General features: G+C 31.1%; 13 protein-coding genes and 1 pseudogene. 13 read left to right on the forward strand and 1 reads right to left on the reverse strand.

Annotation, left to right across the window (positions count from 1 at the left end; genetic code table 11):
• Window positions 1–46: 46 nt before the first annotated feature.
• From L3B98_RS07830 to buk, 6 genes are all read left to right on the forward strand, one after another.
• On the forward strand, window positions 47–616 hold the full coding sequence (locus tag L3B98_RS07830; RefSeq protein ID WP_238916199.1) for a non-oxidative hydroxyarylic acid decarboxylases subunit B: 570 nt from the start codon (window positions 47–49) through the stop codon (window positions 614–616).
• Window positions 617–714: 98 nt separating this feature from the next.
• Window positions 715–2,142: a non-oxidative hydroxyarylic acid decarboxylases subunit C gene (locus L3B98_RS07835; RefSeq protein ID WP_238916200.1), complete on the forward strand. Its 1,428-nt coding sequence runs from the start codon at window positions 715–717 to the stop codon at window positions 2,140–2,142.
• Complete coding sequence (locus L3B98_RS07840; protein WP_275298391.1) at window positions 2,142–2,372, forward strand: non-oxidative hydroxyarylic acid decarboxylases subunit D; 231 nt, start codon at window positions 2,142–2,144, stop codon at window positions 2,370–2,372. Before L3B98_RS07835 ends, L3B98_RS07840 begins: the two co-directional genes overlap by 1 nt.
• Window positions 2,373–3,349: 977 nt before the next feature.
• Window positions 3,350–4,681 (forward strand): aldehyde dehydrogenase, encoded by a 1,332-nt coding sequence (locus L3B98_RS07845; protein WP_238916201.1) that lies wholly within the window; start codon window positions 3,350–3,352, stop codon window positions 4,679–4,681.
• 63 nt (window positions 4,682–4,744) lie between these two features.
• A complete protein-coding gene (locus L3B98_RS07850; protein ID WP_077362137.1) occupies window positions 4,745–5,656 on the forward strand; it encodes a phosphate acyltransferase in 912 nt (303 codons plus the stop codon).
• A 24-nt stretch (window positions 5,657–5,680) separates the two neighbouring features.
• Window positions 5,681–6,784, forward strand: a complete 1,104-nt coding sequence (buk, locus tag L3B98_RS07855) for a butyrate kinase (RefSeq protein ID WP_015392233.1) — start codon at window positions 5,681–5,683, stop codon at window positions 6,782–6,784.
• Between the two features lie 189 nt (window positions 6,785–6,973).
• On the opposite strand, the pseudogene L3B98_RS07860 reads toward buk, so the two are convergent.
• Window positions 6,974–7,175, reverse strand: a pseudogene (locus tag L3B98_RS07860) (integrase core domain-containing protein); the annotation flags it as partial.
• 27 nt (window positions 7,176–7,202) lie between these two features.
• Here L3B98_RS07860 and L3B98_RS07865 point away from each other — a divergent pair.
• From L3B98_RS07865 to L3B98_RS07895, 7 genes are all read left to right on the forward strand, one after another.
• A complete protein-coding gene (locus L3B98_RS07865) occupies window positions 7,203–7,286 on the forward strand; it encodes a helix-turn-helix domain-containing protein (protein ID WP_236907835.1) in 84 nt (27 codons plus the stop codon).
• A 453-nt stretch (window positions 7,287–7,739) separates the two neighbouring features.
• The gene (locus tag L3B98_RS07875) at window positions 7,740–8,150 is read left to right on the forward strand and encodes a DMT family transporter (protein ID WP_238916202.1); all 411 of its coding nucleotides are present in this window, start codon (window positions 7,740–7,742) and stop codon (window positions 8,148–8,150) included.
• 599 nt (window positions 8,151–8,749) lie between these two features.
• Window positions 8,750–10,162, forward strand: a complete 1,413-nt coding sequence (locus L3B98_RS07880; protein WP_238916203.1) for a PTS mannitol transporter subunit IICB — start codon at window positions 8,750–8,752, stop codon at window positions 10,160–10,162.
• A 444-nt stretch (window positions 10,163–10,606) separates the two neighbouring features.
• The gene (locus L3B98_RS07885; RefSeq protein ID WP_238916415.1) at window positions 10,607–11,773 is read left to right on the forward strand and encodes an iron-containing alcohol dehydrogenase; all 1,167 of its coding nucleotides are present in this window, start codon (window positions 10,607–10,609) and stop codon (window positions 11,771–11,773) included.
• A gap of 357 nt (window positions 11,774–12,130) precedes the next feature.
• Complete coding sequence (locus L3B98_RS28875; RefSeq protein ID WP_275298392.1) at window positions 12,131–12,262, forward strand: hypothetical protein; 132 nt, start codon at window positions 12,131–12,133, stop codon at window positions 12,260–12,262.
• A gap of 15 nt (window positions 12,263–12,277) precedes the next feature.
• Window positions 12,278–14,326, forward strand: coding sequence for a BglG family transcription antiterminator (locus L3B98_RS07890; RefSeq protein WP_238916204.1), 2,049 nt, complete (start codon window positions 12,278–12,280; stop codon window positions 14,324–14,326).
• The gene (locus tag L3B98_RS07895) at window positions 14,327–14,767 is read left to right on the forward strand and encodes a PTS sugar transporter subunit IIA (RefSeq protein WP_015392237.1); all 441 of its coding nucleotides are present in this window, start codon (window positions 14,327–14,329) and stop codon (window positions 14,765–14,767) included.
• The last annotated feature ends 1 nt before the right edge of the window (window position 14,768 follow it).

The raw sequence follows: 14,768 nt of genomic DNA on the forward strand, positions 1-14,768 counted from the left end.
CTAAGCTTATAATAATAATGCAGAAACAAGAAAAAGAGGTGATACATTGAATGTTATAGTATCAATTACTGGAGCAACAGGATCAATTTTTGGAATACGTATTCTAGAAATATTAAAGGATATTAAAGAAGTAAAAACTCATCTTATATTATCAAGCTGGGGAAAAAAGACTTTGGAAGCAGAAACAAACTATACAATGGAAGAAGTGGAACAGCTTGCTGATTTTATATATGAAACAGCAGACCTTGGGGCAAGAATCTCAAGTGGATCATTTCAGGTAGATGCTATGATTATTGCACCATGCAGCATGAAAACACTTACATCCATTCGCATTGGGCTTGCAGATAATCTTGTATCACGTGCCGCAGATGTTATTTTAAAGGAAAGAAGAAAATTAATTCTCTTAACAAGAGAAACACCTCTGAATACAATTCATTTAGAAAATATGCTTGCATTATCTAAGATGGGAACAATTATATTGCCACCAATGCCAGCATTCTATAATAATCCTCAAACAATAAATGACATAGTAAATCACATTGCATATAGAACAGTGGATCAACTTGGAATCATTCTTCCTAATTTAAAACGTTGGGATGGATTAAGAGAAAAATAGGTTTAAATATACTGGGAGATATAACAAGAAATGAAACAGGTATATTTCTGTTTTAAATAAATACCATATAATTCTATGATAAATCAGGAGGTTAAAAAATGGCTTACAGAGACTTAAGAGAATTTTTAGAACTATTAGAAAAAGAAAAGCAATTAGTTAGAATAAAGGATGAGGTTATGCCTGAACCAGACCTTAGTGCAATCGGGCGATGTGCCCCAGATATGGAAAGTGCACCTGCAATTTTTGTAGAAAATATTAAAGGATACAAAAGTCCTGTTGTGCTTAATGTCCACGGATCATGGCAAAACCATGCACTAATGTTGAACATGCCTAAGGATACTCCAGTCAAAGATCAATTTTTTAGGCTAAAAGAACTTTGGGGTAAGTATCCTGTGAAACCGGTCTGGGTTGATAAAAAAAATGCTCCAGTAAAGGAAGTTGTAATAGAAGAGGATATAAATCTTTTCGATGTACTTCCGTTATTTAGAATTAATGAATTTGATGCTGGATTTTATCTTTCAAAAGCACTTATAGTTACTAGAGATCCTAATAAACCTGAAAATTATGATGAGCAAAATTGCGGAATATATCGTATTCAAGTAAAAGGAAAGGATAAAGTTGCAATTCAGCCGATGCCATTCCACGATATCGCAGTTCACTTAAGAAATGCTGAAGAAAAGAATGAAAGGCTTCCAATTGCAATTTGTCTTGGGAACGATCCGGTTCTAAGCTTCATGGCTAGTACACCAATTGCATATGTACAATCAGAATATGACTTTGCAGGTGCTCTTAAAGGAGAACCGATAGAACTTACAAAAACTGAAAATAGCAACCTTGATATTCCAGCTCGTTCAGAAGTTATACTTGAAGGTTATATTGAACCAAGGGTTAGAGAAATCGAAGGACCATTCGGTGAATTCCCAGGAAGTTATTCGGGCGCACGTCTTCAACCAATTGTGAAAATAACAAAGATTACACATCGTAAAAATCCTATATTTGAAAACTTGTATCTTGGAATGCCTTGGACAGAGGTTGACTACTTAATCGCGCTTAACACAAGTATTCCTCTTTATGATCAATTAAAGAGAGACTTCCCAGAAGTACAAGCCGTAAATGCTATGTATACACATGGTATAGGTGCAATTGTATCTACAAAATCTCGTTTTGGAGGGTATGGAAAAGCTGTCGCAATGAGACTTTTATCAACTCCTCACGGAATGTCATATACAAAGATTGTTATTATTGTAGATGAATTCGTAGATCCATTTAACTTAGAACAAGTAATGTGGGCTCTTACAACAAGAGTACGTCCAGATAAAGATGTATTCAAAATTCCATACGCTCCAGGTATGCTACTAGATCCATCTTCAGAGCCTGCAGGAATGCATACTAAATTGGTTATTGATGCAACAACGCCAGTAGCACCTGATTTTGGAAGAGATACAGAGCTTTTAGAAACTCCAATAGGGGTAGAAAAATGGACAAAAATTCTTAGAGATTTAGTAAAAGAAGGAGGCAACAAATAATGAAATGTCCTAGATGTGATTCAGAATTAGTAAGCGTAATGGTAAAATCACCAGTTGGTCATGCTTGGGAAGTATATTTATGTGATACATGCAAATTTTCATGGAGAAGTACAGAGGGTGAAAATATAACGGACCCAGAACAATATGATAAAAGGTTCAAATTAAATTCAGAAGAATTTAATAAATTAGATCAGATTCCTCCTGTCCCACCATTGCTAAAAAACAAATAATGATTTGTAAGTTTAACAATATTAAGTTATATAATAGCTATTTTTATAAATAGTTATTATATAATTTTTATTTGTTTGGAACGATATAGGGATTCTTTTGCAATGAAATTGTAAATGCACCAATAATGAGCTATATTAGGATGAGTCAAAATAAATTGAAAAATAATTACAGAGTTTGGGATTGTTATTATTGAGTTAAGAAAGACCTGTTTCTAAGAATTATTCTTGAATCAAGTCTTTTTTGTTTTGAAAGGAGATATACATGTAGAACTTTCAACTTTAGAGGATTTACGGGAATGTTAATAATACAAAAATTTTGTCTGTTCAGAATTGTATTATTGAATAAATAATGCAGTTATATGTCTTTAGAAACTACGGTATGGAAATAAATGGAAAAGACATGAAATGATAACGTTTTATTTCGCTTAATCTAATTTTATTGTATATAGGGATTGTTTTTATAGTATACAGTGCTATGATACTAGCATATAATGATTTACTATTTAATCATTTGACGATGAAATGTCTTCAGCATTAAATCTAAAGTATTCATTATAGAGAATAACAATAGGTTCTAATATTTACTGATTTTAGAGTATATAAGTTGCAATAAAAACTTTTTATTTGACTGCTTTGCATAGGTTTAAAGCTAAATAATAAATATAAATTATTTGTTGAGACTTATATTCATTGAGTGATTAAAAAATAAAAAGCGGTGGATGAAATCAAAAAAATGTTAATTACAGTCTTGAATATTGCTGTATATAAGTGATTAGAGTCTATATCGTTAAAAAAATAACAATATTTTTTATTTTAGGAACTATGGGATTAAAAGATCTTCAAGTTTTTTCAAAATCAGTTTTGAACCTATTGAAATATGGTCCATATCTAGCCTTAAAAAGTTAGATAAACTAAGGCTTGAGGAATTCCACAAACAGATAAACTAATATTTATTAAAAATTTAGGAGGGGAAAATTATGGAACAGTTAGGAGTATTTGAAACAGCAACAGAGGCATGCGTAGCAGCTACAGTTGCACAAAAGGAGCTAGTGCTCAAATATACACTTGAGGACAGGGAGCGTTTTATAGGTAATATCCGTAAGAATATTATTGGTAACATGGAAATGCTTGCTGAGATGGAATTTGATGAGACAGGTTATGGCAGATTAGAAGATAAATTAGCAAAGAATACAGGTGCGGTTATGCTATCTCAGGGTACAGAAGCTATTCCACAAAATATGTATGCCTCTGATAAGGGGCTTACAGTAGAATATTATGCACCATTTGGTGTCGTAGGTGCTGTTACACCTGTAACTAATCCTGTTGCTACAGTTGTAGGAAATGGTATTGCGAATGTCGCGGCAGGAAATGCAGTTGTATTTAATGCTCATCCTTCAGCCAAGAAGACTTCAGCAAGGGCAGTACATTTAATAAACAAAGCTGTTATTGAAGTTGGTGGACCTGGTAATTTATTTACAATGCCAGCAGAACCTACTTTAGATTCACTTAATGAAATTATGGCGTATCCATCAGTTAAATTATTGATAGGAACAGGTGGGCCTGGAATGGTTAAAACTCTGATGTGTTCAGGTAAGAAGGTTATTGCGGCTGGGGCAGGTAATCCACCATCAATTATTGATGAAACAGTAGATTTAGCAAAAGCAGCAGCAGGAATTTATGAGTCAGCTTCTTTTGATAACAATCTGCTTTGCATAGCAGAAAAAGAGTTGTTTGTAGTTGATACTATATTTGATGAGTTTATGAAAAGGTTAGAATCAGTAGGAGCTTATCGCGTAAATACGGAAGAAGGAAAAAGATTAACAGATATTTGTGTTGTAAAAGCATCAGGTGGTAGTTATGCTGCGAATAAAAAGTATGTAGGTAAGTGTGCAAATATAATTTTAAAGGCGGCAGGTATAAAAATTAATGATGATCCTAGGATGGTTATCTTTGAAGCACAGAATGATGACAAATTAGTTCATACGGAGCAGATGATGCCTATTATACCTGTTGTCAGGTGTAAAAATTTTGAAGAAGCAGTTGAAAGAGCTGTTGCAGCAGAGCATGATTGCAAGCATTCTGCATCTATTTGGTCAAATGATATAAACAGAGTAACTGCTTTTGGAAAAGTTATAAATACAACTATTTTTGTTCAAAATGGAGGGACAATGGCGGCCTTTGGTATTGGAGGCACTGGAACTAATGCACCGACTATTGCTACACCAACAGGTGAAGGTGTAACAGGACCCCAATCATTCGTAAGAAGAAGGAGGTTCTGCATGGCAGGTGGCGGAAATTACCTTTTATAACAGGATAAATAATAAAGAAATGCTCTGTTAAAAGGTTATCAATATACAAGGAGTGATACGAAAATGCAGATTGAGAGTTTTCAAGATTTGGTTAAGAATGCTCAAAGTATAGAAAAGAAAAGTAGGATTGCAGTGGTGGCTGCTCATGATAAGCACACTCTACAATCTATAGTGAAAGCCAAAAAAGATAATTTAATAATTCCTATATTGGTAGGAAATGAAATGGTAATTGTAAAGATGTTGATAGAATTAGGAGAAGATTCTAGAGAATATAAAATTGTACACGCAAGAAATATTGATGAATGTTTGGTTATTGCAGTTGAAATGATTCATAAACACATTGCAGATTTACTTATGAAAGGGAAACTTGAAACGTCTACTATGATGAAAGTAATCTTAAAAAAAGAGAATGATTTGAAAAAAGATAGAACTATGTCCGTAGTCGGCTTTTTTGAAACTGAGAAGTATCATAAATTGCTTGCTGTAAGTGATGTGGCAGTTAATATATACCCGGATGTGGAAAGAAAGAAGGATATTTTGTTAAATGCAGTAAAGATTTTAAATTTAATGGGAGTAGAAAATCCAAAGGTAGCTCTTTTGACAGCAACCGAAAATATAAATCCTAAGATGCCTGAAACTGAGCATGCAAATGATTTAAAGCAGATGAACCAAAATGGAGAGATACAGGGGTGCATTGTGGAAGGACCTATTTCCTTTGACTTGGCAACCAGCAGGGAAGCAACACGAATAAAGGGATACGAAAGTCAAGTTGCAGGAGATGCAGATTTATTATTGATGCCAGATCTTGTTTCTGCAAATGTATTAGGAAAATGTTTGACAGGATTTGCAGGTGCGCAGACTGCTGGTTTATTAGTTGGCGCAAAGGTTCCAATAATATTAACATCTCGTTCTGCCGAAGCTTCTGATAAATATTATTCAATTGCACTTGCTGCCTATGTTGCACAAAATTATTAATTTAGGAAAGAAGTGGTGGATATAGTGAAAACTTACGTTATTCTAGCTGTAAATACAGGATCAACATCTACAAAGATTGCTGTATTTGAGAATGAAAAAGAAGTGTTTAATAAAAATATAAGCCATGATATTGATAAATTAAAAGAATTTAAACAGATACAGGATCAATTAGGATATAGAAAAGAAATAGTTGAACAGGAACTTAAGGCTCATAGAATTTCTATAAAGAATATTGAGATTTTTGTAGGAAGAGGGGGCGGTTTGGTACCAATTAAAGGTGGGACGTATTTAGTAAATAGTAAACTTATTGAACATGCTAGCAAAGGAATGTCAGGACAGCACCCAGCACAGCTGGCATCTCAGATCTGTAATATCTTTGTAAAAAAGTATGGTGGAAGAGCTTATGTTGTAAATCCGCCCGATGTTGATGAATTTGAAGAAATCGCAAGAATTACTGGATTATATGGTGTATACAGAGAAAGTAAAGTTCATGCGCTAAATCAAAAGGAAGTTGCATTGAGATATTGTAATACAAATAATAAAAAATATGAAAATAGTAAACTTATAGTTTGTCATATTGGAGGGGGAATTTCAGTGACAGCCCACAATAATGGCAGGATGGTAGATTCTAATGATATTATTAATGGTGATGGACCTATGACGCCTACAAGAGCTGGTGCATTACCTATTACAAAGGTAGTAAGAATGTGTTATAGTGGAAGGTTTACAGAAAAAGAGCTGTACAATAAATTGACTAAAGAAAGTGGTTTGATTGATCATCTAGGAACATCAGATATTAGAAAAATTGAAAAGCGTATTATGCTAGGTGATAGATATGCAAAACTGGTATATAATGCAATGATTTATCAAATTGGGAAAAGTGTAGGAGCAGCTGCTTGTGTTTTAAAAGGAAAAGTAGATGCAATTATTTTAACCGGTGGAATAGCGAACAGTGACTATTTGGTGTCAAAGCTGGATGAATATATTAGCTGGATTTCTAAGATCAAGGTTATACCTGGAGAATTTGAAATGGAAGCGCTGGCAGCCGGAGCTCTTAGAGTAGTGCGTGGTGAGGAAGAGGCTATATTATACACAGGGCATCCTATTTGGAGTGGAGTTACTGCTTAAAAATTGTTAAAAAGATATTGATATTTCATGACTATATTTAGACGCTTTTATAAAGAGGTATCTTCTTTATTTGTATATATGTTGCAAATTGTTTTCTACATCTGGGCATATAACATGTCTATTGTCTGAGTAGGAACCATTGGAACTGTCAAGATTTTGTAGACACAAAGTTAAGCGATTTTTATGAATTCAATTCTTCAAATTGGAAGGAAAGAGATGTCCCAATGAAGAATGCATTCTTTTAGTGTTATAATAAATTTTAATATATTTAAAGATTTCTTATTTGAGCTTGTCCAGGTAACTCGTAATGAGCATCTTGAATAAGTTCTATCTTCATTGTTCTATAAAATGATTCAATTACCTCATTGTCAGAAGGATTTCCTTTTGTACTTTCACTATGAATGTCATAATAGTTTATATGGTTGTTGACAGTGAATTGAAGGGTAGAATACAAACTGCTGTAATCAATATGATTTTGAATTTTAAGATCACTGTAGTTTAAAGACTTATGGTGAAGTATGTATTGTCCTCTTTTTAAAATGATTCATCAGAAACAATGCGTATTGCTTATTATTCAAGGAATATCCAGATGTGGTAAATGTTAAACAGATGTGTAAAATGCTTGGGGGAATAAGTATTAAAACCGGATATAGAATTTTAAAAGAAAATAAGATTAATCATTTTAAAATAAGAAGAACATATAAAATACCTAAAATTAACATACTTATATATCTAAAAGTAATTCAGGAATCAAGTATATGCAGTATTTAGCATTTTCTTTAGTGCTTTAAAATATTAAAAGCGAGTAACGCATAAGATATAATAAAGATGTCAATGGCAGGGATGGCAACAAAAACATTATTTTTATTTAGTGGCAATAGGGTTACTCACATTTTCTACATTTCCTGTTTTCGTTACTTTTCTTGAATCATGTTTTTTTTAAGAGAAAATCAAGTTGTCAGATATTGTGATTGCAACTATTACATTCTTGGGTGTTATGTTTGTTATTCCGAAGTTTGAATTCGGAAGTAATCTAACTCAAGGTGTTGTTTGGGGAATAATATCTGGTTTTACTTATGCAATTCTTTCAATGCTTAATAGAAAATATGTAAAAGAATATTCAAGTTCTGTAATTGCTTTCTATGAACAACTTGTGGCAACAGCTGTATTAATTCCTTCTGTATTTTTGCAAAAACCAGCTTTTCATATTATAGATGTGATACTACTAATCATATTAGGTACGATTTTTACTGGAATTGCTCACTCGTTATTCATAAGTGGTTTAAAGAATATTAAAACACAGACAGCAGGAATCATATCAAGCCTTGAACCAGTTTATGGTATTATTTTTGCTGTTTTTTATTAAGAAAAATACCAATTTTAAGGGAGATTTTTGGGGGAATTATTATTTTAGGTGCTGTTTTTTATTCAACCATTAAATCTAAATAATTCATATTATTGTTGGTTAGTGCTTTAATTTAAAAATGAACAACTTATTAAACACCATATTATTCACAAAAATTTTACGGTGTTTTTTATATCGTAATATTTTTATTGCATTATAAAAGCAATCCGTTAATTGATTTTATTGAATCGCTTTTTTCATGCTAATTTATCTAGTCTAGGTGCGGATATTAATTGGTTTTAAGAATTTAGTCAATCTACTCGACTTACTTAGAGTAATAATAAAAGTTTAAAATTAAAGACATTGATAAAAGTGTATTTATACAATATATCAGTATAAGTACACTTCTTTTGATTGAGAATATAATGAGGCCTAAGAAAGATAAATGCATTTTACATAGTATTTACGCTCCTTTTAATAGTTTTTAGATAGAAATTTTAAATTTGTCATTGAAAACGTGACACAATTTTGAAGTTGTTTAAATTGAAAAGGTTTAATTCATACTATAAGATAATAACTGAAAGAACTAATATATAAATAAAATAAATGGAGGTTTTATTATGGAAACTAACAAATCGTCTCTTAAAGGAAACGTACAAAGGTTAGGTAGTTTTTTAAGTGGTATGGTATTACCTAATATTGGCGCATTTATTGCTTGGGGGTTAATTACAGCTTTATTCATTCCAACAGGGTGGATGCCAAATGAATATTTGGGCAAGCTAGTAGGACCTATGATAACGTTTTTATTACCATTACTTATTGGATTTACAGGTGGTAAAATGGTTTATGGACATAGGGGTGGAGTTGTTGGTGCAATAGCAACAGCAGGAGTTATAATAGGTGCTTCTATTCCAATGTTCTTAGGAGCAATGATCATGGGACCAGTTGGTGGATACGTAATCAAAAAATTTGACAAATTAGTAGAAGATAAAGTACCAACAGGTTTTGAAATGTTAGTTAACAATTTCTCAGCTGGAATCCTTGGTGGAATTGTAGCAATTTTAGCATATACATGTATTGAACCAGTAGTTTCCACATTTTCAAATACATTGGGAAGTTTGGCTACTATAGTTACTAATTTAGGGCTTTTACCATTAATAGATATATTTATAGAACCTGCTAAGATATTATTCCTAAATAATGCAATTAATCACGGAATATTAACTCCTCTTGGAGTACAACAAGCAGCGGATGCAGGTAAATCAATATTCTTCTTACTTGAAGCAAATCCAGGACCAGGTCTTGGTATACTTTTAGCTTATTCTTTATATGGAAAAGGAAATGCAAAACAATCAGCTCCAGGAGCTATAATTATTCACTTCCTTGGAGGAATACATGAAATATACTTCCCATACATTTTAATGAAACCAATATTAATATTAGCAGCAATAGCTGGTGGAATATCTGCAGATTTAGTATTTGTGTTAACTCATGCAGGGCTTAGAGCAGCATCTTCTCCAGGAAGTATATTTGCAATATTAGCTATGACAGCAAGTGATTCATATGTAGGTGTTATAGGAGGTGTTGCAGTAGGCGCAATAGTGTCTTTCTTAGTAGGTTCATTGATTCTTAAAGCATCAAAAGATAATGCAGAAGAAGAAAACTTCGATGACGCACAAGCTAAAATAAAAGATATGAAGGCAGAAAGTAAAGGTGCAAAGGTTGAAGAAGCTAAAGTCAGCTTATCAAAAATTGATGTTAAGATGATAGTTTTTGCTTGTGATGCAGGCATGGGATCTTCTGCAATGGGAGAATCTATTCTAAAGAAAGCATTAAAAGATGCTGGAATTACTGGTATTGATGTAAAGCACTCATCAGTTGATAGTATTCCGCAGGAAGCTAATGTGATATTTACTCAAGAAAACTTAATTGAGAGAGCAAGAAGTTCAGCAAATAATGCTGCTAGCATAATTACAATTAAAAATTTCTTGGATCGTTCTAAATATGATGAATTTATAAATACATTAAAATAATACATAAGTTTATCATTGTCAAATATAAAAAATTACTAGTAATAAAGGGCAATTGGTTTAATGATTGTCCTTTATTGTAATAAGTGTAGGCTAGAGAAAAAAATGATATCTTTAAGATATTATTTTTTTAAGAATGATAGTTAAAAAAATATCAAACAATTGTGGATATATGAAGGTGTTTATAAATGAGTACAAAAAAGAAAAGGTCATTAACATAGATATAAATTTATAAGAATACAAAAAATAAATTAGATGTCTTAAATTAAATACTTAATAGCACTTATCAAGAAAGGAAAGGCAAATGCTTTTCCTTTAAAAATAAAAAAGATTGATTAATATTTAACAAGCAATCTTTTAGGACTAATATAAATATTGATTATTAAAGTTGATTTATATTTTTTAAATTAATATAACAATTATTTATCAAAGGAGAGAAAGTTAATGATGAAAGTAACAAATATTGAAGAATTGATGAAAAAATTGAAAGAAGTTAAAGATGCACAAAAAGAGTTTTCAACGTATACTCAGGAAGAAGTTGATAAGGTTTTTAGAGAAGTGGCTATGGAAGTATCTAATTACAGAATAACTTTGGCTAAAATGGCAGTAGAAGAAACCGGCATGGGCATAATAGAAGATAAAGTCATAAAAAATCATTTTGCATCAGAATATATTTACAATAAATATAAAGATGAAAAAACCTGTGGAGTTATAGAGAGGGATGAGGCTTTTGGAATGACAAAGATTGCAGAACCAATAGGAGTTGTTGCTGCTGTTATTCCAACAACAAATCCAACATCTACAGCAATTTTTAAAGCATTAATATCCTTAAAGACTAGAAATGGAATAATATTATCACCACATCCAAGGGCAAAGAATTGTACTATAGCTGCGGCGAAAATAGTTTTGGATGCTGCAGTAAGGGCTGGTGCACCTAAGGGAATAATTGGATGGATAGACGAACCGACAGTCGAGCTTTCGCAAATTTTAATGAGAGAGGCTGATATAACTCTTGCGACAGGAGGACCAGCAATGGTTAAAGCTGCTTATTCATCAGGAAAACCGGCGATAGGAGTGGGACCGGGAAATACACCTGTTATAATTGATGAAACTGCTCATATAAAAATGGCTCATGCATCAACTATAGCAGGCATGGCATTTGCTAATGCATTCTTAGGAGTATGTCACTCAATGGCTCATAAATTAGGAGCAGAACATCACATACCTCACGGTGTTGCTAATGCACTATTAATTAATGAAGTAATAAGATTTAATGCGGTGGACAATCCATTAAAACAAACAGCATATCCACAATATAAATATCCAAATGTTAAAACAAGATATGCTAGAATTGCAGATTACTTAAACTTGGGTGGAAAAACAGAAGATGAAAAATTAGAATTATTAATTAAAGCTATAGATGAATTAAAAGAAAAGTTAGATTTACCAAAAAACATTAAAGAAGCTGGAGTAACAGAAAAGAAATTCTATAGAACCTTAGATGAAATGTCAGAGCAGGCTTTTGATGATCAATGTACAGGAGCAAATCCGAGATATCCATTAATAAAGGAAATAAAGCAGATGTTTATAAATGCTTATGATGCAGCAGAATAAATAGGCGGTATTTTATATAAATAGTAGTTTGGTAAATATTAATTGATTTACAAAACTACTCTATGTAGTAGTTTTTATTTAAAAGGATGGATAGTGACTATAAGATTTTTATAACTTTAAATTTGTCATTAGAAACGTACCACAAATTTGAACTTGTTTAAATTGAAAACGTATTTAGGATGATTTAATATATAAAGTGAAGGAGGCAATATTAATTAACATTGATGTAGTTGCTTAAAAATTAATCAAGACTCAAGTTATTTTAGCAGTATGGTCTCCAAATGAATGTTGACTAAAATGATATAAAAACTTGAAATAAGTCTGTGTCAAGTTAATGATTTTGTTTCTAATGGATGCATGGAATTTTTTGTGATTGGAAAATCTATTTTTAAAGAAACTAAAAAATTACAGCCAATAATGATTCAAGCATTCATGAAAATAGAATATTACAAATATGATCAGTTTGTGAATATAAAAAATAAAAAGTAAGTCAGGTGATATATTATGAATAGTTTAACGCCGAGACAGCAATTTATATTGAACACAGTGTTAAATGAAGAAACTTTTAATATTAAGCGGCTTCATAAAGATCTTGATATCAGTGAAAGAACTATTTTAAGAGAAATTTCTTCTATTAATAAAAGGTTGAAAAAAAATAGTGTGACTATATTTAATGATGAAAATATGAATTTAAGCATTTCAGGTAAAAAAGAAAATATAGAAGATATAAAGAAGTCATTGGAAATAGTTCCGATACCGTGGCTGTTTAGCAAAGAGCAAAGACAAGTAGTAATTATATGTGAATTGTTAGTTAGTAAGGAACCATTAAAGGCTTCATATTTTTCTCACAAATTTAATGTTGTAATGGGAAGCATAAGTCTAGATATAGATAGTATTGAAGAAAGGCTTATTTCTAAGAACTTATGCGTTATTAGGAAGAGAAGTTATGGCATAAGTATTCAAGGATCAGAATGGAATAAAAGAAATGCATTAGTGGAATTAATTTTTGAATTTAAACCATTTGAGGATCTATTAGCATTTCTTTATGATGAAAAAGTTGATCCTATAATTAAGAATTTTTTTAATATTATTTTTGGAAGTGAAGATATTAAATTAATAAAAGATATATTAAAAGATAATGATTTAGGTTACCTTAAGGGAAATGATGTAAAGTATTTCAGTCTATTTATTCAATTATTACTATCAATAAAAAAGACAAAAAATGGAGAAAATATATATTTACCTAACCATATTAAAGAAAATATCTTATCATTAGAGGAATATAAGAAAATACAGTACTTAGGTGAATTATTACAAGAAAAAAATATACATATAACTGAAGATGAACTTGTTTATTTGTGCTTGTACTTAAGTGACTATAAATATTACATTAGTAATGAGCAATTTGTAGAATCAGACATTAATTATGAGAATATAGCTAAGGAAGTTACGGAAGAAGTATCAAAAAAAATACATGTTAATATTGCAGAGGATGGGCAATTAATAAAGGATTTGGCCCAACATTTTAGACAAACATTTTATATGTTAAATTTAGGATTAAAAGTAATAAATCCATTAATTAATGAAATAAAAGAGCATTATACAAATTTATATTCAGTTATAAAAAATACTTGTAGATTAATATTTTCTAGATATAATTTAAAAATTCCACCAGAAGAAGCGGGATATATAACCATGCATATTGCTGTTGCAATACAAAAGCAGCAAGCAATGTTAGGAAATATTAAAGTGCTTGTAATATGTCCAAGTGGTATAGGAAGCTCAAGAATCTTATGTAATAAAATAAAAGAACTTTTTAGCGAAATAGGAATTATTGATGTAGTATCACTACACGACATTAATAATACTATCGATAAAAATAATTATGATTTGATATTGTCAACAGTACCAGTAAACTTAAAGATGAAAGATAATTTAATTGTAATTTCACATTTTATGACGGAAACTGATATAGATAAGATTGGCAATTTTATATCTAATTTTAAAGTTAATAATAGAGAAGAACTAGAGCTATTTGCTGAAGCCGAAGATGATGGGGTTACAAGTAATGAATATGAATTGGCTAATACTATGGTTAAAAATTTTCAATTAAAAAAATCAAACAGTGAGTCATTTGTTGATTTGATAAATTTTATTGTAGAAGATATTCATGAAATAAATATTGGTAAAGATAAGGAAATAATAAGAAAGCTTATTTTTAAAAGAGAAGAAAAAGGGAATGTAGTTATTCCCGAAACTAGTGTAGCACTTATTCATACTAGAAGCGATGAAATAGTAAGACCATTTGTAGGAGTATATAGGATTAACAACCCTCTTTCAATGAAAAGTGTGGGGTTTTCAGAAGAGAAGGTAGATACATTTATAGTTATGTTTGCGAGAAATGATGAAAGTAATTATATACTTAAAATTCTTGGAAAGATAAGTGCATCCTTAATAGAAAAGAAAGAATTTGTAAAGGTTTTAAAGTCAGGTAATGCTATAGAGATTAGAGATTATTTAATTAATATCATTAATAACGAGGAGGAAGATTAAATGGAAAAAGGAATATTAGCAAAAGACGGAATAGTATTAAATGTAAAATCAGAATCTAAGGATAAGGCAATAGAAAGAGTAGGTCATCTTTTAATTAGTGGCGGATATGTTAAAGATAATTATATAGAGGGAATGAAAGCTAGAGATGCAGAAGTTACAACTTATATGGGAAATGGCGTAGCAATACCTCATGGTATGAATGAATATAAAAAAGAAATACTTGAGTCAGGAATAGTTATAGCACAATATCCTGATGGAGTAGATTTTGGTGATGGGAACACAGCATATATAGTAATTGGAATAGCTGGAAAAGGTGATGAACATATGGAAATATTATCGAAAATAGCACTAACTGTTCAATACGAAGAAAATGTTGAAAGACTTAGAAATGCAAAATCTTCAGAAGAAATAATTAAAATTATAGAAGAGGGAGAGATGTAAA

The sequence above is a fragment of the Clostridium sp. YIM B02555 genome (assembly GCF_022320955.1).
In the GTDB taxonomy this organism is placed as follows: Bacteria; Bacillota; Clostridia; order Clostridiales; family Clostridiaceae; genus Clostridium; species Clostridium saccharoperbutylacetonicum.